Below are 22525 nucleotides of genomic sequence, written 5' to 3' on the forward strand. Positions count from 1 at the left end.
ATCGCCGCCGTCAGCGTCGTCTTCCCGTGATCTATATGCCCTATCGTCCCCACGTTTACATGCGGCTTCGTCCTCTCAAACTTCTTCTTCGACATCTCTAACCTCCTTGTGACCGTCAAAGCCTCATCGATGGAAACACAAAAAAATTAGATGCGCAACTCCCGTTAATACTAAAATTGGAGCCCACGACCGGGATCGAACCGGTGAACCTCATCCTTACCAAGGATGTGCTCTACCTACTGAGCTACGTGGGCTTACCTTACTTCCGTGGGCAGGTCCTCTCCACGCTCCCATTTCGGAGATCACACGAAACAGTGGTTGTCACCGCGGTATTTTCTCCGTTGTTGAATCCTGATTGGTGGATCCATCGATGAATAGGCGCCTGGACCTGCACCCTCAACCTTCGAAATTATGGAGCGGGAAACGGGACTCGAACCCGCGACCCTCAGCTTGGAAGGCTGACGCTCTAGCCAACTGAGCTATTCCCGCTTAATACCGGTCTATTCCACCGGTTAAACACATTTAGGTTGCGGCGGGGCACACCCGCCTGCAATGTCGTGGTGGAGAGGGGAGGATTCGAACCTCCGAAGGCTGCGCCGGCAGATTTACAGTCTGCTCCCTTTGACCGCTCGGGAACCTCTCCATATAATAATGTTTCCAGGATGGAGCCAGCGAAGGGATTTGAACCCCCGACCCACTGATTACAAGTCAGTTGCTCTACCAACTGAGCTACGCTGGCTGTACGAGAAAAAGACAAAAGATAAATTTAATTCCATCCTGATTATAATTCAAACCACATTATCTCTGAAAATACAGGAAATGATACGAAAGAATGCAATAAATTGGCGATTTTCTCTGATATTCTATCTTTTTCTTCTGAATCTGCAGTTTTCGCTTCTTTCTCTTCCCCGATTTGAATAATTTATAAATTTTCATGATAAACTTATTAAGGAAAATTGCAACTAAAAATTCTAAAAAATTTTCATTATTGCACCAAACATATCCCCCATTCCCAAAATGGACGAATGAAAACCACTCCCACCCCTTTTTGTTTGACTTTTCCTGAACAATCATTTAGCCTTTATTTTTAGAGTTTTCCCCATAAGATTGAAGTTTCAAGCAGTTATACGGTCTTTATAGAGAAAAGGAAACAAGACCCCTGAAAAACGTTCTATTTTATTCCTTGCCGAGATTCAGCAGGGCTGATGTCTAGCAGGTTGTTGAAAAATGTAGGGAGTGCGGTAGTTTTTCAACAACGTGTTGAGGCTGATCTTTCCGAGCGCGACTCGAAGATGGATGCTGAGAGACCTTTGAAAAACGTTCAATTTTGTTCAAGGTCAAGGAAGACGAAAATTTTAACCACAGGAATACATTGATTGAAGTATTTCGAGGATTAAAATTTGAGCCTGACCTGTCTGCCGTGCCTGCCTATCCCGTTGGAACGGCAGATAGGCCCGGCACAGGCAGGCGCCGAGATTGGGCAAAAGGGAGCGTTTTTCAAAGGTCTCGCTGAGACCGCGGCAAAAGTGGACGTTTTGTATCGGTCTTGAAACATAGTGGAATTTCAGAAAAATTTATTCTTTATTTTTCCAGGAGGTGTCACATTATGATGGCTTTGGCTGGAGGTCTGGTATCTCTTGTTTTGGGGATCATTGGACTCATTGTGTGGTGGGGATATTTCATCAAGGCTTTGATGGCGGGCATACCCGCAGTGCTCCTTCTAGGGGGCGCCTTAGCGACCTACCTGGGCATTGAAGAAATTAAGGATAAGAAAGCCGCTGAAAGTCTTAATGACGAGAGGGAAAATCTCAAACACGAAGTCGAAAGCCTCAAAGAAGAACTGAAAGAACTCAAGGGCGAAAAACAGGCTGAAGGGGAAAAAACCGAAGGCTAACCAGTGAAAGAGGCTCTTTGGGCCTGTCTTTTGAAATCTATAGACCCGCGGGCAACAAACATGGGATCCGTTCAAGGATCCCATGTTTGTATTAGAGCTTCTTCCCATCCCGGTGTGTGAAAAAACGGTCTCCCTTTTTATTTTTCAGGAACATAATTTTCCGCACCGGCCCCTGGGTTTTCGGCCTTAGTGGATTTCGAGGGCATTGAAAAAATAACCGATTTCAAAGCGGGCAGTAGCCTCTGCGTCTGAGCCGTGGACGACATTCTTTTCGATGTCCGTTGCAAATTCCCGCCGGATGGTGCCCTCTTCCGCCTCCTCGTAGTTTGTGGCCCCCATCAGCTCTCGGTAACGCCTGATGGCCTCCTCGCCCTCGAGCACCATTACGATACAGGGACCGGAGGACATGAAATCCGTCAGGCTTTCATAGAACGGTTTGCCCTCATGGACCTTGTAAAATCCCTTTGCCTGCTCTTTGGTCATGTGGATCATCTTCATGGCTTTGATTTTAAGATCCGCGGCCTCGATACGTTTAATGACTTCCCCGATCAGGCTTCTGGAAACACCGTCCGGCTTGATGATTGAAAGTGTTCGCTGGTTCATGACAATTGGTGACCTCCCGTGATACATTAGTCGTAACTCTTGACCCCTTGGGAATCCAAGGTTGGCCCATAAAAGCAAAATTGTTTGTCCTACGTCAAGGATTTTATACCTCACGTCCATTCATCGATTGAAAGGAAAGGAATGCATCATGACTCAACAGGATTTGATAAAGGATGATAAAAGAAAACAACAGCGAATGGACCGGGGACACCTCTTCCATTTCAGGTGTTACCCGGGAATATCTTGCTTTACACAGTGCTGCAGGGATGTCACCATTCTGCTCACGCCCTATGATGTGGTCAGGCTGAAAAACGGTCTCGGGATCTCATCCGATACCTTTTTAGACAGCTATACCCTGGTCCTTCCCAAAAAAAATCGTCTTATTCCCATGGTCGTTCTAAAGATGAACGAAGATGACAAGAGGTGTCCCTTTGTTTCTGAAAAGGGTTGCTCGGTCTATCCTGATCGTCCATGGCCCTGCAGGATGTATCCCCTGGATATGGCGGACGATGGGACTTTTCACCTGATTACGGATCCCGCCCGGTGTGGAGGCCTGAAGGAAAAAGACACCTGGAAAATCGATGAATGGCTGAAAGACCAGGGCACCGATCCTTACGATGAAATGAACGAGCTTCTATCCACTATCACAATCCCGCTCCAGGCCCGCGACCTGGATATCGACAACCCAGACATTTCCAGGATGGTCTTCATGTCCCTTTACAATCTCGATAAGTTCAGGGAATTCGTATTCAAAAGCTCTTTTCTTGATCGCCTGGACGTAGAACCTGAACGGGTTGAAAGGATAAAGGAAAACGACATCGAGCTCCTGAAATTCTCTTTTGACTGGATCAAATTCGGTCTTTTTGGGGAGAAGCTGTTCTGGGTCAAAGAAACACCGCGCCCGTAGTCAATACAGCGTCCCAGGGCCTGTGAAGAGGATCAACATGCCTGATTCTGTGGAAAGTGGAACCGTCTTCCACCCCTTGAAGGAATCCTCGTTTCAATTCGGGTGTCATAGGGGAATCGAATGCTTCACGAAGTGTTGTGCCGACCTCAAGCTCGTTCTGACGCCTTACGACATCCTCAGGATGAAAAGGCGACTGGAGCTCAGGTCGGACGTTTTCCTGGATCGGTACACGGACACCCGGTTGGAGCCCGATTTCAGGTTCCCCCGTGTGATCTTGAAGATGCGGGATGATGATCGGAGGACTTGTCCCTTCGTTACAACGGATGGATGTTCCATTTACGAGGACCGGCCGGGGGCGTGCAGGATCTATCCGCTTGGTCGGGCCTCTATGGTACTGGAGGATGGGAAAGGAAAGGTTTCGAAGGAAAAATTCTTCATCGTTCGGGAAAAACATTGTCTCGGTTTCAGCGAAGGCCGGAGATGGACCCCGGAAGAATGGATGGAAAACGAAGGATTAGGGGAATACAATCGACTGAATGATCAATGGCAGGAGATCCTTACCTCATCCAAGAACCTTGGGAATGCGGATGAGATTCCCCGAAAAATCCAGATGTTTTTCATGGCCTCATACAACCTGGATCGGTTCCGCGAATTCATCTTTAGGTCCCGCTTCCTATCGCTTTTCGAGGTGAATCCTTCAGAGAGGGAAGACATCGCCTCCGACGATACGGCCTTGCTCCATTTTGCCTTTCGGTGGCTGAAATTCAGCCTTTACGGTGAAGGAACCATCAAGATGAAAGCCTGAGACCCTGCGCCGTATCCTCTCCTTTCCACCCAGGGACAGGATCAGTCCTCCACCGTTCGTGGGCCGATGTACCCGGGCCGGTTTCGGATCAATCCATCGATCTTTTCACTGTTTTCACCTAGAAATTTCAATATCTTGTCCGATTTCGATTTCAGCAGGAAAGAATTTTTTTCCTGAATCTCCCTCCCCTTGATCAGGAGGTTGTTCTGGTAAAGGAAGGAGATGATAGCGTCATCGGCATCCAAGAGGACATCGAATCGCTCCTGGAGATAGTCCAGCCACTTTCCGAACTCGTGAGGGTGTTCCAGGTGCTCCGCCGGAATCCCCAGTTCGTAAGCCAAAGGGGTAAGACTCCCAGGCATAATCCTGGAACCCCCGAGGTAATCCAGGACATGGGCCAGTTCGTGAATCAGAGTCGAATCCTCGATATCCCTGGAAATGGCAATATAGATGTGATCCGGATCCGCCTTCATGGTCTTATAGACATTGACGAAAATACCCCCGCTCTTACCTTCGTCGACTTCAGGGCGGGTAGTTCCAAAGACATTGAGCGCGGCGTAGGCCTTGAGATCAATGAATTTGATCCCCATGGAACTTCCCGTCAATCCTTGGATGTCAAGGGCCTCCAGCATCTCCTGTGATCGGCCGTGGGTCACGGAGGGCAGGGCGGCGATTCTCTCACTCATCTCCTCCAGACTCACCTGTCCCAGGTTTCCAAGGGCGAGTTCTTCTTCTCTGCCCATGTGACATTTCTTGAATTTTTTTCCACTGCCACAAGGACAGGGGTCATTTCTCCCGATCTTCAGCATTACATGGCTTCCTTGAAAGATTTTTTCAATCTTCGATTATCCGGTCCTTGTGAGCATCATAGGACCAAGCGGGCAACGGTCCCGACTTTCCGGTTTCCGGGTTCATACGGTGCCTGTACGAGGCCTTGACACCCTGGGTCTCCATCATGAAGTCCCAGCCGCGCACGAAATATGGGCATTCATCATTGAAACAGACCCACTGGAAGGCCGTCGCCCAGGTGGAATCCGCTGGAGTGCGCCATTTTTTCATTAAGGCACCGCAATGGGGGCATTTCGGAACATCCTTGCTTTCCATTTTTTCCTCCTTCGGTGCTTGTTGTCGAGTCTGGAGCAGGACCGTTCATGATTCGCCATTGAGAGACCGCCGGCTCTCATGAAGGTCCGCTTTCCCAGGAAAAGAGCCAAATCCCGGTGTCGTCCCCGAGGATTTGGCTCTCATCATATCCGAAAGGCGTGTTTTCTGCCCTGCTAGGCAGCCCCTTTCAGAGATTTTTCGTACCTGTCCTTCACAGCCATCAGGTAGACGACTACCGGCCGGAAGGCCAAATGGGCCCACTTGGCGAATGGAACCTCCAGGACAAGCATGGGTACAGCTATCATGAGATGGATGGCATAGATGACATAGGTCGCCATAGGCCAATCCAGGAGCCGAGTGAAGTGCACGATGATACCGGTCAAGGTGGTCAACTGCAAAAGGATGAGAAACATCCAATCCGTCCCATGAGAGTTCTTGTACGGGGCTTTGCTCTTTTTGATTCTGCCGATCAGTGCATAGGTCGTCCCATAGAGGAGGGCGAAAGTGGCATAATAGCCGAGCAACCTGATCGGATGAAAGAAAGGATAAATCACATCGCGCTGGAACATGATCTTCTCCCAGGAAAGACCCACGACATGGATGCCTCCCGCCAGGAAAATTACAACCAGCATGAATGCCGTACTATAGCCGGTCATGATCAGGAGGTGTACCAGCCATTGCATTTTGTCCGTACAATCACTGAATTTCTTCTGGGTCAAGAAATGGATGACGAGTTCCTTGGCTTCCATGAGGTAATGTTCAAGGGGGATTTTTGATTTCAAGTCCCCCATGATAAAACTAAAGCAGCGGTAAGTGTTGCTCAAAAGGAAAAATGTTAACACACCGGCCATGATAAGGTCTGCTATTTCAATTGCGGGCGCTGGCCAAACGGAATTCAGGTGTGCATGTTCCATGTTGGGATTTCCGGCCCGGAAAAGCAACAGGGCCAGCCCCACAAGCAAAGCGACAACCACGATCGCGAAGATTTCGAATTTCTCGGAAGTGTAAAACCTCCGTGCGAAACCTGTCCAGTCATACTGGGAGGTGAGATAGCGGCGCATCACCATCATCGTCTCGCCGGGATCCGCCTGGCGGGGGCAGTTGTCGGAACAATCACCACAGTAATAACAAAGCCAGGGTTCAGGACTCTTTAATAACTTATCCTTAAGCCCCATCTGGGCGTATTTAACCAGTTTTCTTGGGAAAGGATTCTCCGGTGTGGACAGGGGGCAGACCGCCGTGCAATTTCCGCAATGAAAACACTTACTGGCATCTTTCAGCCCGAATTCCCTTAGTTCCTTCATCAGGTTCGGGTCCACTCTAACACTCATGCTTTCACCTCCTCTGGGCGTCTATCGTTGTGGCCCGCAAACGGCGGGGATACCGGAGGGCGAGCCTCCGGATCCTGCCGCTGCCAGCTTCTCCCAATTACCAACCTTTGAAGGGATTCGGTCCGATCTCTTCAATGGCCTCGGAGAATTCGTCCAGGAGTGCGGGCAGCTTGTCATAGTCGATAATCGAGACCGTTTCGAACCGCACACGCTCGGATTCCAGGGCCAAACGATCCAGTGTCTCAGAAACCTTGCTCAACCGGATATTGGCCAATTCGCTGCCTCTGATGAAATGACACTGATAGTCATCCCCATGCTGGCACCCGAGGAGAAGTACGCCGTCGATCCCCTTCGAAAGGGAGTCCGCGATCCACACGAGGTTCATGGATCCGAGGCAGCGAAGAGGGATCACCCGGACCCAAGGATTGTACTTCATCCGATGGATGCCGGCCATATCCAGGGCAGGATAGGCATCATTTTCACAGGCCAGGACCAGAATCCTCGGTTTTTCCTCGTCTTCTTCAGGCACCTCGATGGCCTTGATCATGTCTCCGATCATGGAAACAGAATAGTTCTTGAAAGAAATGATCCTCTCCGGACAAGCCCCCATACATACGCCGCACCTTCTGCAGCGTGTGGGTTGGGGCAAGGGGTTGGCCTTTTCATCCTCGTTGATGGCCCCGAAGGGACACTCAACCGTACAGCGCTTGCACTGGGTACAGCGTTGCATGGCGAATTCCGGGAAGCTCAAGTCTCCCGCCCTTGGATGGACCGCAGCACCCCTGGAAGTCAGTTCGATACACTGTATAGCCTTCATAGCGGCTCCAGCGGCATCTTCCTTGACATTGGCGATATTCATGGGCCGCCTCACGCAACCGGCTGCATAGATGCCGGTCCTGCGTGTTTCATAAGGGAAACAGATGAAATGCGAATCCGGAAAATCATCCTTCAAGGCAGGCAATTCCGGTCCCTGCCTGTATTCCAGGTTCAGGATTTCCGATTCCCTTATCACATCGAGTGGCACTGCCAAGTCGTCTTCTTCCTTCTTCCCTTCCTCGTCCTCTTCCTCGACCTTCTGGTAGATGTCCTCTCCATGGGTGGTGACGGGAACCATTCCGGTGGCCAGGACAACGAGGTCAAGGTTTTCCAGGAGAACTTTTTCGCCCAGTAATTCATCCTCCGCCTCGACCATCAGAGAATCTCCGTTGACCTTGACGGCATGATCCTGGCTGCGGATAAAAATTACACCCTCCTCCTGAGCTTTCCGGTAGAGATCCTCCGCCTGCCCCGGGGTCCGCAATTCCTTGTAGACTACATATACATTGGCTTCGGGATTCTGCGCCTTGATCCGAAGTGCTTGCTTGAGAGAGGTCAGGCAGCAGACCGAAGAGCAGTAAGGGAGATGATTCGGATCCCGACTTCCTGCGCACTGCAGGAACGCGACGTCCGAAACCTCTTTACCGTCACTGGGCCTGGTAACGGGGCCTTCAACATACCTCTCCTCGAACATGGCATTGGTAAGCACATTGGGAGATGTCCCGAAACCCAGGGATTCGTCCAGCCTGTTCGGATCATAGGGTTCCCATCCTGCCGCCATCACGATGGCACCGATGGCATGTTCGGCGCTGGACCCGTTCTGTCGAATCGTTACCTTGAACACACCCGGCCCCCCTACCGTCTTTTCGACCGTCGCCCCGGTATAGACGCTGATCTTGTCGTTGGAGGAAACCGCCTGGATCAACTCGTCGATATCGTTATCCTGGATTCCCTTATAGGGTGAAGTGGCGACCTGTTTGACTTTTTTCTGAAATCCTCCCAGTTGTTCTTCCTTTTCCACCAATACGACCGAATAACCAGCCTTGGCCGCCTCGAGAGCCGATGTCAAACCGGCAAGCCCCCCACCAACCACGAGGATATTACGGGAGATCTCCTCTTCCGGCTGATAGGGTTCAGGGAGTGACATGGCGTTGACCTTGGCCAACCCCATGCGGAGATAGTCCTCAGCCATCATCTGCGTGTCCTCGTCTCCCGGCTTTTGGCTCCAAACGACCTGTTCTCGAAGGTTGACCCGATCCAAAATGCAGTTATCGAAGCTGAAAACATCGTACATGACCCGGTGAGAACAGGCCGCGATGACCAAGGTGTTTACACCCTCATTGGCCATGTCGTCCTTGATCAATTGGACTCCTTCCTGGCCGCAGAGATTGGCGTGGGTCTTACAAATAGGAACCTTGCATTCATCGGTCGCCACCTTACCGAGCTGTTCTACATCGAGGGCATCGCCAATGCCGCATCCCGTACAAATATAGACTGCTATCTTCTTTTCCATTTGGCTTACCTCCTCGCGATGGATTGAATGGCCTTAAGGGCCGCCGCCGTTCCGTCCTGAACACATTCTGAGACGTTGGTGGGAACCCTCGCGCAACCCGCCGCATAAATGCCCGCTTTAACCCCATCGGAGGCCACGAATCCATAGTCATCGTATGGGACATCGATCGGTAGCGGATTCGAGGCGGTATTGGGTTCCATGCCGGTCGCCAGTACCACCATATCAACGGTGATCTCGTTGAGAGTCTCCTTGGTCGTATCCTCGACCCTTAACACCAGTCCTTTTCCTCCCCCCTCTTCAGGGGTGATCTTGGCCACCTTCCCTTTGAAGAAGTGAATTTTTTCATCTTCCTTGACCTTGGAATAGAAATTTTCAAGGCGATCCGTGGCCCGGACATCGATGAAAAAGATGTAGATCTCGGCGTCCGGATACTGCTCCCGAACATAGGTCGCCTGTTTCATGGAAGCCAGGCAGCAGACCCCGGAGCAAAAGGGAAGATGGTTTTCATCACGGGAACCGGCGCACTGGACGAAGGCCACGCTCTTTGGAGCCTCTCCATCGGAGGGTCTAAGGATTTTCCCCTGTGTGGGGCCCGTCCACGAGGCCAGGCGCTCCATCATGACATTGGTTATAACATCCGGCAACTCGCCGAATCCGTAATTATCCAGTTTATTGGCGTCGTAAGGCTTCCATCCCGTGGCCCACACGATGGCCCCCACTTTCAGGGAGATGGTTTTCGGTTCCATCTCGAGATCGATGGCACCGAATGGGCAAGCCTCCTTTACAGCTTGGGCCTCTCCGCTCTTTACCAGCGCCGGATCCAGGACATAGCGCATGGGAAAGGCCATGTCGTGGGGCAGATAGGCGGCTTTCATCTTATTCATGCCGTAATTGAAGGGATTGTCGATTTCCAGGGTGCAGACCTCTGCACATTTTCCGCAACCGGTACACTTTTCGTTCACGTAGCGGGGATGCAGGGTGATGGAGACATCAAAATTGCCTTCCTCTCCAGAAATACCCGTCACCTCGGCCATGGTGAAAAACCGGATCCTGGGATTCTGCTTGATTCTCCTGAAATTTATCTCCAGCCCGCAATAAGGGGGACACAACTTGGGAAAGTAGTGGAAAAGCTGGGCCACTCGTCCTCCCAAGTAGGGATTCTTTTCAACGATAAAGGTATCGTATCCTGCCTCTGCTGCTTCAATGGCGGCGGTAAGCCCGCTCATGCCGCCACCGACCACCAATATACTCTGGGTCTCGTTGTTTGCCATAGTCGTCCTCCTCAGCAAATTGAAGTATTTCGAACGCCCTCCTGCCAGAGGAATCTTTTCCTCATGAGACGATGTCTCTTCCATTGGCCTAGCCGGGTCTATACATGCGCTTTACTATGTGGGCCGGATAATGTCGCTATAATACTTTACAGAATAAACCGATCTCTGGGCGTGTCTCCCCGACCCGGGAAGCCAGGCAAGAACCCGGTTTACCATGTCAATGGGCCGGAGTCATCCTCCGAACCATTGTGTGCCCAACAGAATTTCATCCCCATCCGGGTGGTGAGGAGAATAGATAGGACCTTACGTGGTCAGGCAGCCGATCGGAGTGGATCTCCCGTTACACCATGGAATATTTGGGCCCACCTCCACCCTCGGGAGGCACCCAGCTGATATTCTCATAAGGATCTTTGATATCGCAGGTTTTGCAATGGACACAATTCGAGAAATTCAACTTCATATTCGGCTTTCCGGTTTCTTCATCCACTTCCAACTCGTACACGTTTGCAGGGCAAAACCGGACGCACGGGTTCTGGTATTCTTCCCTGCAGGTGGTATAGCAGATGTCGAGATTCAAGATCCTGAGATGGGGCGGCTGTTTCTCTTCATGGGTTGATCCCGAATAGTAGACATCCGTTTCTTTGTCAAAGGTCCTTTCTCCATCGTACTTGATCGCCCCCGTTTGCTCATCCGTTGGAGCGTTGGTCCCGTAATATTCCGCCACCTTCTTCAGATGGGTATGATCCGGCGTCCCAGGGATCCTCGCGGACCAGTCCCTCCCCCCAAGGACAAACTGGATGCCCGCTCTGAAAAGACCGGTCCAGAGGCCCTTCTCAAAGGCCTGGTGAAAATTACGGACCTTGAAGAGTTCTTTCCCTACATAGCTTTCGGTCAACACCTCGCGGTACTTTCCAAGCCGGGCCTCCGAGAAATCCTTTCGAATCAGCGCATCCAAGATCGTTTCCGCGGCCAGCATGCCCGATTTCATGGCATAATGGATTCCCTTGATTTTCATTCCATTGAAAAGCGCCGCCGAATCCCCGATGAGCATCCCACCGTTAAAACTAAGCTTGGGTACCGAGAAATATCCGCTCACGGGAACGGTCTTGGCACCGAACTGGACCAGCTTTCCGCCCTTCAATATCTCGGCGATATACGGGTGGAGTTTAAATCTCTGGAATTCCCGATGAGGATCCATATAGGGATCCTGATAATCCAGGCTGATCAACAGTCCCACGGCCACCTGATTGTTCTTCATGCCGTAAAGAAATCCGCCGCCGAAAGTATCGCTTTTCAGGGGATACCCCATGGTGTGAATGACGTTACCCGGCTGAATCCGCCCCTCGGGTATCTCCCATACCTCCTTTACACCGACTTCATAACCGATAGGGTTTTTCCCCGCATCCAGATTGAACCGCTTGATCAATGTCTTCGTGAGGTTTCCTCTTGAACCATCCCCGAAGACCACCACTTTGGCCTGGAGGTCGATCCCCGGCTCATAGTTGGGTTTCTTGCTGCCATCCGCGTCGATACCTTTATCACCGGTCCTGACACCGATGACCCGATCTCCATCGAAAAGGATCTCGGTCCCCGCAAACCCTGGAAAGATGTCCACACCCGCTTCTTCGACCAATCCTCCCAGCCACTCATTCAACCGGGCCATGGAAACGACGTAGTTTCCGTGGTTGTTAAGGGGTGGGGGCGTGATGGGGGCCTTGATCTTGCCGGTGGATGTCAGATAGAGGACCTCCTCCTTCGTAACCTCTCCTTCCAGGGGGGCCTCCTTGCTCTTGAAATCCGGGACGAGTTCCCTCAAGGCGATCGGATCCATAACAGCCCCAGAGATGCCATGTGCGCCCACATAAGCGCCTTTCTCCAGAACGGCGATCATGACCTCATCCAGGGTTTCACCCTCACCGCTCCGCGTAACATTTTCATTGTGATTCTTGATCAGGTTCGCCAAATGGAGTGCTCCACTCAAAGAGGCAACCCCTCCGCCTACAAAGAGCACGTCCACCTCCATGATTTCTCTTTCTTCCACTTCTCCGCCCTCCTTTTTCTATTCTTGGCTCACCCGATTGAACCGCGTTTTCCTCCTCGTCTCAGGCAAGGCCTTGAAGTATTTCGCTTTAGGGGAAACAATACATCCTTTCGTGGGCTGGCCTCATGACGGGGCATCGCCGCATGAGGCCCTCAATGCCGTAAGACCTACAAAACCACGTAAGGATCTATTCTTGCGGCACAATTCAGCCTACGAGTCTATAGCATACCCCCTAAAAAAAGTTCAAGCCTAAATTTCCGATCCACGCCCCGGTCAAATGTCGCCACAGGCTCCGAGACCTTTGAAAAACGTTCAATTTTGTTCAAGGTCAAGGAAGGCGAAACTTTTAACCACCCCGCTTAAGATGACAAGCGGGACAGGCATCCATACATTGAAGCATTTCGAGGATTAAAATTTGTCCGCACTACGCTTGGACTCCCCACCCAACGGGTGGGTCCCCGGTTTGAGTCTGACCTGTCTGCCGTGCCTGCCTGTCCCGTTGGAACGGCAGATAGGCCCGGCACAGGCAGGCGCCGAGATTGGGCAAAAGGGAGCGCTTTTCAAAGGTCTCGCTCCTTCGGATGCCCATAGAGAATCCCTAAAGATATCCCGTAAAAGAATGTCAAAAGAATGCCCCGGCCCCGCTTATCCCCGGGGCCGAGGCATCTCATTATCTAGGACAAGTCCTTAAACACCGGGCATTGTCCAGATATCTTTCTTCATCATCTCCCACTGGTTCGTGTTGGGATCCCAGCGGCAGTTGACGAAACATTTCCAGTTTTCCTCATCCATCTTGGGGGTGTCGGCCCGGAAGTAATAACCCGGCCACCTTGTCTCTTCCCTGAAATGGATGCTGCGCACATGGGCTTCGGCCTGCCACATCCTCTGGATGTTCTCCCAAACCCTCATGAGTTCATGGAGACTGGAGGCGGCCTGCTTGTCAGAGTCCTCTCTCAGGAATTCCAGGAGTTCAAGGGCTCTCTCCAACAAGGCCTTGCTGGTCTTGAAGGCTGAGGTCACGCCGCCCGCATATTCGTCCATGATCTTCTGGAGGCGGTGCAGGAACTGCCTGGGCATGATGTAGTTGGTGTTGACTTCTGGATCGGTTGTTTCGTCCTTGTGGGCCTCATAAAGATCCAGCGGAGCCAGGATCTTGGCCTTCAATTCCTCGACCTTGGCCATATCGACATTTGGATCCTGTCCCTTTTCAACGATATACTTGATGGCCTGTTTCCCGGCGATCCGGCCTTCGGTATGGGAACCGGAGGAGAACTTGTGGCTGGATGCACCTGAGGCATCGCCAATGGCGAACAGACCGTCAACCGTGGTCATATTGGTGTATCCCCACTTGTAGGGGGTATCCAGATCCTCGGGACCGCTGACCCAGGCACCGGAAGCGCCGGAATGGGAACCGATGAAATAGGGCTCACAGGCCGCGATCTCGGAGTGTTTCTCTTCCGGCTTCACGTTCAAGGAAGCCCACAGGATGGCCTGGGAGATCGTCATGTCGAGGAAGTCTTCCCACGCCTCGCTTTCCAGTTCCTTCATTTTCCTCTTGAAGGCCTTGGGATCGTCCTTGTACTGCTCGGCCAGGTTCTGGATGGCCTCGTGGGTCTCCATGTAAAGCGGGCCCTTGCCAGCATCGGTATCCAGCATGCCGAGGTAATTCCGCAGGTTGGCCGGGATGGGTTTGGCCAGACCATAGGGAGCATATTCGTTCAGGACATCGGCATGTTCGACCATGTAGTCACCGCCCTCGGCACTGATGGCCCTGGACTTGAAAAGAAGGAACCAAGCGCCCACAGGACCATAGGCATCCTTGAACCTTACCGGGATAAAACGCACTTCCTGGCAGGTCATCTCGGCCCCGGCCCGGATGGTGAAGTAAGCACTGGAACCGGAGTTGAAAGGAGGATACCAGGAGCGGCCGAAACCTTCACCCACGGAACGCGGACGAAATACGTGAACCGCGCCGCCCATTCCCGCGATGACGGCCTTTGCCTTGAATACATAAAATTTTTCTTCGCGGGTGCTGAATCCCACTGCACCGACACAGCGGTTTCCATCCATCAGGGGCTCTACGATGAAGACCCGCTCAAAGATCTCACCGCCTGCATCCGCGATAGCGTTCTTGGCGGCCTCGGCGATGATGATCTTGTAAGACTCACCGTTGATCATGAGCTGCCAACGACCCTCGTGGACGTACTTGCCTTCTTCGTCCTTCCAGATCTTCAGGCCCCATTTTTCGAACAAGTGGACCGTGGAGTCCACATGACGGGCGATGTTGTAAACGAGGTCCTCCCTGGAAACACCCATGAGGTCCTGACGGACGTAACGGACATAGTCCTCGACCGTATTCTCCCCGTCCTTGACTCCGACGTACTGGTTAATAGCCGAGAGACCCATGGCCACCGCACCGCTTCGGTCCAACGCAGCCTTGTCAACCAGAGTGACCTTGAGTCCATGTTTCTTGGCCCAATAGGACGCCTCAGTGGCAGCCCCGCATGCAGAAAACCCACCGCCCAGAATCAGGAGGTCGGTGCTAACTTCCACGGTTTCAAAATTTGCCATATCTCTACACCTCCTCTAATGTTTAGTTTCTTGTGGGAACGGCATCGAGACCAAGAGACGCCGGCTCGGTTGCTAAGGCCTGACTGTTCAAATCATCATGAGTGGGGAAACCACCCAGAGGATCCGCGGATCCCTCGGGAGTGGTCCGGATGGGGAACTTGAATCTCTTGATAGAGCCGTCGCGGAACTTGACGGTCCACATGATATCCTCGGATCCCCTCAATGGTGTTGCGCTGGCACCCAGGGGCATGAAGTCCGCATACCCGCGGACATCCATGGCCTGCTGGGGGCAGATCTTGACGCAGCACATGCATTCCCAGCACATCTGAGGATCCCGGTTGTAGGCCTTCATCCTCTCCTTGTCCAGGACCATCAGGTCGTTAGGACAGATATACATGCACGCAGTCTTGTCTTGTCCCTTGCAGCCGTCGCATTTCTCCGTAATCACATAACTTGGCATTCCTATACCTCCTAAATGATCAGGTTAATGATATTTACAAGCGTTGCGTTGAATGTAAGAGCCGACTTCTTTGCACCCCCTTTCTTTGATGGATATTGTAAGGCAGAGACGAAAAAACAATAAATCACGCCGTCACTTGGTCTTTGCTCAGTCTTTCTTCACTTCCCCCGTCGCTGCGCCATGAAGCTTGATCTCCACTTTCTCATCAAGGTTCTGGTAGTATTCCTTAAGAACCGCAACGACTTCCGGACGGGAGAATTCCGGCGGAAGTTCCCCGCCCTCGGACAAGGTCTTCCTTACCATGGTTCCGGAGAGAAGCAGCCTGTCTTCTTTTCCGTGAGGGCAAGTCCTCATGGAGGCCATGCCTCCGCACTTATAGCAATGGAAGGTCCAGTCGATGTTCAGATTCTGGCATTTCAGTGCACCTTCAGGAATCTCGTCGAAAATCTTCTGCGCGTCAAATGGTCCGTAGTAGTCACCCACACCTGCGTGGTCACGTCCGATGATCATGTGGCTGCATCCGTAGTTCTGTCTGAAAACGGCATGAAGCAAGGCCTCCCTGGGACCGGCATACCGCATCTCCATGGGATAACCTCCCTGGACCACGGTGCCTTTCACAAAATAATTATCCACTAGGACTTGAATGGCTTTCACCCTCACATCAGCAGGGATGTCTCCCGGTTTCAGCTTGCCGACAAGCTGATGTATATAAACGCCGTCCATGATCTCCACGGCGATCTTTGCCAAAAATTCGTGGGAACGGTGCATGGGATTCCTGAGCTGAAGCGCGGCCACACGCTTCCAACCCAAATCTTCAAAGATCTTCCGGGCCTCGGCAGGCCTGTGATAAAGCCCCTTGAACTGTTCGGGGTAGTAACTCTCGCTGATCACCTTGACGGGACCGGCCAGGTTGTATTTCCCCTGATTCATGACCTTTTGAACACCGGGGTGCTCCAAGTCCGCGGTCCGGAACACGGCCTTGCACTCGTATTCTTTGTCGATCGTGTATTTTTCGGTGATCTGCATGGTTCCAATGGTGGTTCCCGTCTCATCATCCACCAGGGCAACCTCATCACCTTCCTTGACATCTTCGTCATCCGTGGAAAGCGTGATCGGGATGGGCCAGAATGTGCCGTCGGCCATCAGGTACTTATCGCACACTCCCTGCCAGTCCGCTTTTGTCATGAACCCGGTAAGGGGAGTAAAGGCACCGATTCCCATCATGATAAGGTCCGATGTCTCCCGGGAAGTCATCCGGATCTGTTTCAGCCCCTTCGCTCTTTCCGCCTCCGCCTGAAGGGCGTCCCCCTCCAGGAGAAGAGGCATAAGTCTTTCTTCCTTTCCATGAGGTACAATAAGACCTGACATAGTCATCCTCCTTTTGATGATCTTCAGTTTATATTAGCCCGGAAATTTCGTGGATCCGTTCTCTTCTCACAGCGCATCTGTGCACGCTTTCGGTAAAATCGGCTCGCGCCCGAAGGCCGTTAATCCACCTCTTTACCGACCATAAGTGGAGTTCTTGAGAGACCCTCTTTCCACCCGCTCCGCGGATCCCTAACCCTTCATCCAAAAGATCGATCCCTATAATGATTTATCCTAGGTGTCAAGGAAAATGCGTTTTCACCCGGTTCTTCCCACACAAAGGATTGGAGGGAGAAAACCCCTCCGCATCACCCGTCACCCTATGAGGCTTTTTCCAACTCCTTCAAAGGTTCTTTTCTTGGACATATGATCAATGATCTCCTTGAGAGCCTTCTCGTTGATCGGCTTGCACATGTAATAGATAATGCCTAGGGTCCGAATCTGTTTTTCCAGCTCATCGGCGCTCTGCTCAGTCATCGTTACAATGCCGATCTTCGGGCTCAGGTCCTTGAGTTTCCCTATCAATTCCTTTGCCGAGATATCCTGGAGATCAATATCCAGCAAGGCCAAGTCAAAAACGTCGTGCTGCACCTTTTCCAGGGTTTCCCTGCCCGTGGCGGATGAATCCGCATCGTGCCCCCAACCCCTGATCAGTTCAACGGTCGAGGATCTAACGGCTGTGTCTCCATCCACTACCAGCACCTTCATGGATCTTCATCCTCTGATATCGACAAAGCATGCACACTTTCTGACCCTTTTTGCCTATTGGCAACAAACATGCCAAAAGGGTCTTGCATGGATTAACTCATTGATCATTCGGGGGATCCTGATCCGGCCTGGATTAGGAGCAGGGGAGTCTTTCAGGGGTGGGTCGGGCGAAAACGCCTTAACCCATTTCAGGAAAAGAGAATAACTATTTAATATTACTTACCTTTAAATATTTCGGGTGTTTTCGCCCGAATTTCGGTCATAAAATCCCTGTTTTTTTCATCTTGGTGTAAAGAGTCTTTGGATCAATATTCAGCGCAGCGGCCGCCTTACCTCTATGCCAGCGATTTTGATTCAAGGCGGCGAGGATCATCCGTTTTTCAAAATTCTCCCGGGCCTTTCGGAGGTCCCTGACCTTCTGGGCCTCCTCCAGTTCAATCTGATCTTCCTTGGAATCCCTTCTCATTTCCGGTGAAAGGAAATCGAAATTCCCAACGGCCAGGTATCGCTGAACCACACTCTGCAATTCCCTGACATTTCCCGGCCAATCATAGTTATAGAGAATCTCCGTGACCTTTCCCGGGATGGCCCGCACCAGATTTTCCTTCCCGTACATCCGGAGAAAATGCTCCACCAGGAGGGGAATATCCTCCTTCCTCTCCCTGAGGGGTGGCAGTCGGATGGGGATGACACTGATCCGGTAATAAAAGTCCTCCCGGATGAGCCCCCTGCCGACCAATCCCTGGAAATCCCTGTTGGTTGCGGAAATGATTCTCAAGTCGGATTTCTTGGGACGGGCATCCCCGACCGGGGTATATTCCCCGTTTTCAAGGGCCCGTAACAATTTCACCTGGATATTGAGTCCCAGTTCACCCACTTCATCAAGGAAAAGGGTCCCTCCATCAGCCGTGTCCAGGTATCCCGTCTTGTCGATGTGGGCCCCCGTGAAAGCCCCTTTCCGGTGTCCGAAAAATTCGCTCTCTGCAAGAGCTTCGGGGATGGCGCCGCAATTTACAGGAACGAAGGCCTTGTCGGCCCGTGCACTCATAGCATGAATGGCACGCGCCACGAGTTCCTTTCCGGTGCCGGATTCCCCCAGGATGATCACATTGGCCATGGAACCGGCTGCCTTTAAAATAAGTTCATAGACTTCCTGCATGGGCCGGCTTTTCCCGACAATATCCCCGAAACGGTAACGTTCCTTTATAGAGGACCTCAGCTTGATGTTTTCCTTGAGGAGATGCTCGGCGACTTCCTGGACGGATTCTTCCTGGATCATGTCCTCGGTAATATCCCGCATGGTGGCCAAGATGGCGGGTTTCGACTTCAGGCGGATAACGCGTCGGTTGATGGAGACCCAAAATTTCCTTTGATCCCTGGCAATTCCCACCCCCCGCACCAGGTTTTCAAGGGTTGAATCTTCTTCCGATGGGTCGAAGACCCTCCGGAAGAGTTCTCTGAAATCCGGGTCAAAGAGATGAACCACCTCCCGGCCGGCCACTTCCGCAGGATTTTCGTATCCGAACATCATGACAAAGGCATGATTGGCAAAAAGAATCTTCCCGTCCTGGACCATGACGGCCCCGTCCGCAGCAGACTCCGTGACACTCCTGTAAAGGAGTTCCCTTTCCTCCAAGGCCTTCTGGGCAAGGGTGATAGCCGTCAGGTCCCGGAAGATTGATAGTTTTGAAATACTTCCATCAGAATTGATGATCGGGGTATCCAGGACATCGAAGGTCTTCTGTTTCTTCTGAAAATAGAATTCACGCCGCACGGTTTCCCCCCGGAACACCATTCGGGCCTTGCACCCGGAGCAGGGAGCCTTGCGTCCGTGAAAATATTCAAAACATTTCCTGCCGTTGGGAGGCCCGAATTCTCTCTGGAGAGCGGGGTTGGCGTATTCCACTTCGTACTGGGCGTTCACCTTGTAAACCCAATCCTCCATGGATCTGAGGATATTAATGAGATTCTCACTCTCCAGCCGCAATGATTCCTCGGCCTGAACGCGTTCGGCGATCCGACCCAGACGTTCGGCTATGGCGGTAAGTAAAGACTCTTCTTCCTTTAGAAAAGGGGATTGACCGTCTTCAGGGGGTTCCAGGTAATAGACTTCCAGGGTACCGGCCCATTCACCCTGGACATTGATGTCGCAACTCAGTTTCCAAGGCGTCTCCTTGAAATTTGACGTCTTGAATTCCTGGTATCCCAGGAGAACCCTTGCACAAGTGATTTCAGGATGCCGGCAGGCGGAAGCCACCAGGTCGGCGACTCCCTGGAGGACTCCTTCCAATGTCATACCGGGCCGTTCGCGGAGTTCGGCGAGCCCATAAAAACAATCCAGTTCCTTGAGGCGCTTTGCGAGGTCCTCGGTTCTTTCCTTCAGCGTCCGGGTCTTTTCGTCGATTTCCTTTTTGAGGGAGTCGCACTCTTCCCGGAGTCGGTCCAGGGAGCCCTTCAGCCGGAGCATGCCCCTGACCTGGGAGGCGAGGTGATCCATCTCCGGAGGACCATGCAGGACGACATCAACTCCAAATTCCACGGCTCGGGAAACCGTTTCGGAAGGTATTCCGTCCGAATGACAAAGGAGAATAAGGGATGTGTGGGTCCTGGGATCCGATTTAAACTTCTCAACGATCTCCTGAACCCTGGAATCCCCTTTTACCGCCCACAAGACAATGACGTCCGGAAGGACCACTCCTGCCTTGCGCAGGGCCTCCACACCCAAAGGGGTTCCATAGATTTTTCCCCCCTTTATTCTTTTCTCCAACTCACGGGACAGAAGGACCAGATCTTCATCGCTTGAGGAGACGACAAGAATCTTGTCCATGAAAACACCTGCCACGAAATCAATTCTCCTGAAAAAGGCGGCCATGAAATTACAGGGTGCACCAGGGCGGTCAAACCCCTGAAATCAGGCCGATCGGTCGCCCGCTCCTGCTCCTCCACGCTCCCCCAACCCCTTTGTCGAAGCGCGGTCACCGGAGGGCTTCCTTCCTCCCCGAGTGGGTTAAGGAAAAGATGGAAATCTCCGGCATGATTCATTGACGAAGAGACCCTTTCTCGATATAAGACTCCTAACGATTTCGGGTCTCCTTTTTTTGAATCCGCCCGGAGACATACCACAACCTTAACTTCTTTTCAAGATTCACGGGTCTTCACGTCATGGAGTTGATCGTTCTCGGCTCAGGCACCGGATTCCCTTTGCCTGACAGGGGATCTCCTTCCATGGTCCTTCTCCACGGGGCCGGATGCATGCTCTTCGACATGGGTCCCGGCGCCTTGCGCCAGTTGACCAGGGCCGGACTGGACTACAAGACGATCCATCATATCTTCTTCACCCATTTTCATCCGGATCATACCGGGGATCTTGTTCATTTCCTTTTTGCAACCCGCCACCCTTCTACGTTATCCAGCCGTGCACCTTTCGGTATAACTGCCCCAAAGGGATTCGTGGAATTCCTTCACCGTTTACAGGAGGCGTATCCGAAATGGCTTGAACTTCCCCCGAACCTGATGCGTATAGAAGAGAGAGACACGGACAATAGGGAGACCGGAACCCTGGGGGATTTGACCGTCATCAGCCACCCGGTGAAACACACCCCACACAGCATCGCTTACCGGGTAGAGGACCCCGATGGACGCAGCTTTGTCTACTCAGGGGATACGGATTATTGCGAGGGACTCGTGGATCTTGCCAGGGACACTGATATTCTCTTCCTGGAGTGTTCTTTTCCGGACCAATCCCCCGTGGAAGGACATCTCCATCCTTTAACGGCCGGCAGGATCGCCTCCCTGGCCCAGGCCAAGAAGCTCGTACTCCTCCATTTCTATCCCGAAGTCCTGTCCACCGAGATCGGGACCCAGTGCCGACAGACATACGACGGAGAATTGATATTGGCCCGGGATTTCCTCCGGCTGACGGTTTGAGGGGGGATCCAAGAGATGAGTGAGCGGGTTTCAAGGGGAAAAGGCGGGATGTTTCACCTCCCGGGACGATTTCCCGTCCCACTTGGTGCTCCGGGGACCCGGGACTTCCAGGATATCCCCACCGGGACGGATCCATTCTCAATCCTTTATTAAAAGCGCCTTTCGCAAAGATAGGCGTTCAAGGCCAGGAGATCCTGTTTCATGGGGGAATCAGGGAAGGGATCAAGGGAAACCGCTGCTTTTCTCATGTACTCCCTAGCCTCGGCCTGAACCCTGCCGATGGCCTCTCCCTCCCTGACCATACTGATGAGGGATTCAAGGTCCTCCTCAGCGACCTTTTCACTTTGGAAAAGGCTCTTGATCCGTTCATTTTCAGCCCTGTCCAAAGCGCAGAGGGTATATATGAGAGGAAGGGTGATCTTACCTTCTCTAAGGTCTTTCCCTACAGGCTTTCCGAAAACCTCTTCGCATGAGGTATAGTCCAGGACATCGTCGACCAGTTGGAAAGCGATACCGAGATTCAGACCGAAGCTCCTGAGTCTCTCCACCACCTTTTTCTCCGCGCCGGCCAATACGCCTCCGGATGCAGAGGCCGCAGACATGAGAACAGCGGTCTTGGATGTGATGATCCGCATATAGTCTTCCCTTCCGATGTCCCAGTTGTCGGTATTGGCCAGCTCCAGCATTTGGCCTTCGACCATCTCCAGACTCATTTGGTTGAGCACCCTGAGAAATTCCGTGTTGCCCGTTGTAAGGGCCAACTCCAAGGCCTTGGTGTAGAGATAATCACCGCCCAGGACAGAGGCATGGTTTCCCCAAACCTGCCTTGCCGCTGGTTTGTTCCTCCGGGTTTCCGCATTGTCCAGCACGTCGTCATGGAGCAGTGAACCCGTATGGATACACTCGAACACCGTGGAAATCCGGTACATTTCCTCCGTGTCGGGGGATCCGCAAAGCCGGGAGGAGAGGACGAAAAGAAGTGGACGCACCCTTTTTCCTTGTCCCAGCAAGGAATGGCGACCGATTTCGTTGACGAGCTCCACAGGGCTTGTGAGGATTCCGGCAAGCGCCTGGTTGATTTTTTCAAAATAGGGCTCGAATCGATCAAGTAATGTTTGGCTTGAATTCATTGTTTCCAGCCTTGTACCGGGGTTGCTTTCCCTCGGGATCCCGTCCTGATTTTCACGGTGGGCAGGATAGTTTCAACCC

18 protein-coding genes, 4 tRNA genes and 1 pseudogene are annotated in these 22525 nt (G+C 52.2%); 4 read left to right on the plus strand and 19 right to left on the minus strand.

From position 1 onward, the window contains the following. The 5 genes from JRF57_07610 to JRF57_07630 form a co-directional block, all read right to left on the minus strand. Positions 1-95 (minus strand): elongation factor Tu (locus JRF57_07610; protein ID MBW2303567.1); only part of this gene is annotated, 95 nt, incomplete at its 3' end. Positions 96-177: 82 nt separating this feature from the next. Then, positions 178-254: transfer RNA gene (locus JRF57_07615), tRNA-Thr, on the minus strand. 158 nt (positions 255-412) lie between these two features. After that, positions 413-489 (minus strand) — tRNA-Gly (locus JRF57_07620). A gap of 69 nt (positions 490-558) precedes the next feature. Beyond that, positions 559-643 (minus strand) — tRNA-Tyr (locus JRF57_07625). Between the two features lie 20 nt (positions 644-663). Continuing rightward, positions 664-739, minus strand: a tRNA-Thr gene (locus JRF57_07630). Between the two features lie 867 nt (positions 740-1606). Between JRF57_07630 and JRF57_07635 the strand changes: the two genes are divergently transcribed. Next, complete coding sequence (locus tag JRF57_07635) at positions 1607-1894, plus strand: hypothetical protein (protein ID MBW2303568.1); 288 nt, start codon at positions 1607-1609, stop codon at positions 1892-1894. A gap of 186 nt (positions 1895-2080) precedes the next feature. On the opposite strand, the gene ndk is transcribed toward JRF57_07635, so the two are convergent. Beyond that, positions 2081-2497: a nucleoside-diphosphate kinase gene (gene ndk, locus JRF57_07640; protein MBW2303569.1), complete on the minus strand. Its 417-nt coding sequence runs from the start codon at positions 2495-2497 to the stop codon at positions 2081-2083. A gap of 196 nt (positions 2498-2693) precedes the next feature. Here ndk and JRF57_07645 point away from each other — a divergent pair, with 196 nt between their 5' ends. Both JRF57_07645 and JRF57_07650 read left to right on the plus strand, forming a co-directional pair. Then, complete coding sequence (locus JRF57_07645; GenBank protein ID MBW2303570.1) at positions 2694-3404, plus strand: YkgJ family cysteine cluster protein; 711 nt, start codon at positions 2694-2696, stop codon at positions 3402-3404. A 37-nt stretch (positions 3405-3441) separates the two neighbouring features. Next, the gene (locus tag JRF57_07650; protein ID MBW2303571.1) at positions 3442-4209 is read left to right on the plus strand and encodes a YkgJ family cysteine cluster protein; all 768 of its coding nucleotides are present in this window, start codon (positions 3442-3444) and stop codon (positions 4207-4209) included. A gap of 41 nt (positions 4210-4250) precedes the next feature. Here JRF57_07650 and JRF57_07655 read toward each other — a convergent pair whose 3' ends face one another. The 12 genes and pseudogenes from JRF57_07655 to JRF57_07710 form a co-directional block, all read right to left on the minus strand. Further along, entirely contained in the window at positions 4251-4952 is a 702-nt protein-coding gene (locus JRF57_07655) for a hypothetical protein (protein MBW2303572.1), read from the minus strand. Continuing rightward, positions 4935-5018: pseudogene (locus JRF57_07660) on the minus strand (SEC-C domain-containing protein). The gene JRF57_07655 and the pseudogene JRF57_07660 overlap by 18 nt, the downstream one beginning before the upstream one ends. Positions 5019-5043: 25 nt before the next feature. Then, positions 5044-5313: an ogr/Delta-like zinc finger family protein gene (locus JRF57_07665; protein MBW2303573.1), complete on the minus strand. Its 270-nt coding sequence runs from the start codon at positions 5311-5313 to the stop codon at positions 5044-5046. Between the two features lie 173 nt (positions 5314-5486). Then, positions 5487-6644 carry a 4Fe-4S dicluster domain-containing protein gene (locus JRF57_07670; GenBank protein ID MBW2303574.1) on the minus strand — a complete coding sequence of 386 codons (1158 nt, stop codon included), beginning with the start codon at positions 6642-6644 and terminating at the stop codon, positions 5487-5489. A gap of 97 nt (positions 6645-6741) precedes the next feature. Further along, positions 6742-8973, minus strand: a complete 2232-nt coding sequence (locus JRF57_07675; protein ID MBW2303575.1) for a hydrogenase iron-sulfur subunit — start codon at positions 8971-8973, stop codon at positions 6742-6744. 5 nt (positions 8974-8978) lie between these two features. Then, positions 8979-10244 (minus strand): CoB--CoM heterodisulfide reductase iron-sulfur subunit A family protein, encoded by a 1266-nt coding sequence (locus JRF57_07680; protein MBW2303576.1) that lies wholly within the window; start codon positions 10242-10244, stop codon positions 8979-8981. A 340-nt stretch (positions 10245-10584) separates the two neighbouring features. Beyond that, positions 10585-12285: an electron transfer flavoprotein-ubiquinone oxidoreductase gene (locus tag JRF57_07685; protein ID MBW2303577.1), complete on the minus strand. Its 1701-nt coding sequence runs from the start codon at positions 12283-12285 to the stop codon at positions 10585-10587. A gap of 687 nt (positions 12286-12972) precedes the next feature. Beyond that, on the minus strand, positions 12973-14856 hold the full coding sequence (gene aprA / locus JRF57_07690; GenBank protein ID MBW2303578.1) for an adenylyl-sulfate reductase subunit alpha: 1884 nt from the start codon (positions 14854-14856) through the stop codon (positions 12973-12975). 22 nt (positions 14857-14878) lie between these two features. Then, positions 14879-15316 (minus strand): adenylyl-sulfate reductase subunit beta, encoded by a 438-nt coding sequence (gene aprB / locus JRF57_07695; GenBank protein MBW2303579.1) that lies wholly within the window; start codon positions 15314-15316, stop codon positions 14879-14881. Between the two features lie 147 nt (positions 15317-15463). Beyond that, on the minus strand, positions 15464-16684 hold the full coding sequence (gene sat / locus JRF57_07700) for a sulfate adenylyltransferase (GenBank protein ID MBW2303580.1): 1221 nt from the start codon (positions 16682-16684) through the stop codon (positions 15464-15466). Positions 16685-16996: 312 nt separating this feature from the next. After that, on the minus strand, positions 16997-17389 hold the full coding sequence (locus JRF57_07705) for a response regulator (GenBank protein MBW2303581.1): 393 nt from the start codon (positions 17387-17389) through the stop codon (positions 16997-16999). Between the two features lie 259 nt (positions 17390-17648). Then, complete coding sequence (locus JRF57_07710; GenBank protein MBW2303582.1) at positions 17649-20231, minus strand: sigma 54-interacting transcriptional regulator; 2583 nt, start codon at positions 20229-20231, stop codon at positions 17649-17651. A 320-nt stretch (positions 20232-20551) separates the two neighbouring features. On the opposite strand from JRF57_07710, the gene JRF57_07715 reads away from it, so the two are divergent. After that, positions 20552-21316 (plus strand): ribonuclease Z, encoded by a 765-nt coding sequence (locus tag JRF57_07715; protein ID MBW2303583.1) that lies wholly within the window; start codon positions 20552-20554, stop codon positions 21314-21316. Between the two features lie 149 nt (positions 21317-21465). Here the strand turns inward: JRF57_07715 and JRF57_07720 are convergent, their stop codons facing one another. Then, positions 21466-22446, minus strand: a complete 981-nt coding sequence (locus JRF57_07720; GenBank protein ID MBW2303584.1) for a polyprenyl synthetase family protein — start codon at positions 22444-22446, stop codon at positions 21466-21468. Positions 22447-22525: the final 79 nt, after the last annotated feature.

The sequence above is a fragment of the Deltaproteobacteria bacterium genome (genome assembly GCA_019310525.1).
Classification (GTDB): domain Bacteria; phylum Desulfobacterota; class DSM-4660; order Desulfatiglandales; family HGW-15; genus JAFDEE01.

Excerpts from the sequence above, each read along its gene's own strand:
- JRF57_07665 (MBW2303573.1), bottom strand. The coding sequence starts at position 5,313 with ATGGAAAGCAAGGATGTTCCGAAATGCCCCCATTGCGGTGCCTTAATG.
- JRF57_07655 (MBW2303572.1), bottom strand. The coding sequence starts at position 4,952 with ATGGGCAGAGAAGAAGAACTCGCCCTTGGAAACCTGGGACAGGTGAGT.
- JRF57_07715 (MBW2303583.1), top strand. The coding sequence starts at position 20,552 with ATGGAGTTGATCGTTCTCGGCTCAGGCACCGGATTCCCTTTGCCTGAC.
- JRF57_07645 (MBW2303570.1), top strand. The coding sequence starts at position 2,694 with ATGGACCGGGGACACCTCTTCCATTTCAGGTGTTACCCGGGAATATCT.
- ndk (MBW2303569.1), bottom strand. The coding sequence starts at position 2,497 with ATGAACCAGCGAACACTTTCAATCATCAAGCCGGACGGTGTTTCCAGA.
- aprB (MBW2303579.1), bottom strand. The coding sequence starts at position 15,316 with ATGCCAAGTTATGTGATTACGGAGAAATGCGACGGCTGCAAGGGACAA.
- JRF57_07635 (MBW2303568.1), top strand. The coding sequence starts at position 1,607 with ATGATGGCTTTGGCTGGAGGTCTGGTATCTCTTGTTTTGGGGATCATT.
- JRF57_07675 (MBW2303575.1), bottom strand. The coding sequence starts at position 8,973 with ATGGAAAAGAAGATAGCAGTCTATATTTGTACGGGATGCGGCATTGGC.
- aprA (MBW2303578.1), bottom strand. The coding sequence starts at position 14,856 with ATGGCAAATTTTGAAACCGTGGAAGTTAGCACCGACCTCCTGATTCTG.
- JRF57_07680 (MBW2303576.1), bottom strand. The coding sequence starts at position 10,244 with ATGGCAAACAACGAGACCCAGAGTATATTGGTGGTCGGTGGCGGCATG.
- JRF57_07705 (MBW2303581.1), bottom strand. The coding sequence starts at position 17,389 with ATGAAGGTGCTGGTAGTGGATGGAGACACAGCCGTTAGATCCTCGACC.
- JRF57_07650 (MBW2303571.1), top strand. The coding sequence starts at position 3,442 with ATGCCTGATTCTGTGGAAAGTGGAACCGTCTTCCACCCCTTGAAGGAA.
- sat (MBW2303580.1), bottom strand. The coding sequence starts at position 16,684 with ATGTCAGGTCTTATTGTACCTCATGGAAAGGAAGAAAGACTTATGCCT.
- JRF57_07720 (MBW2303584.1), bottom strand. The coding sequence starts at position 22,446 with ATGAATTCAAGCCAAACATTACTTGATCGATTCGAGCCCTATTTTGAA.
- JRF57_07670 (MBW2303574.1), bottom strand. The coding sequence starts at position 6,644 with ATGAGTGTTAGAGTGGACCCGAACCTGATGAAGGAACTAAGGGAATTC.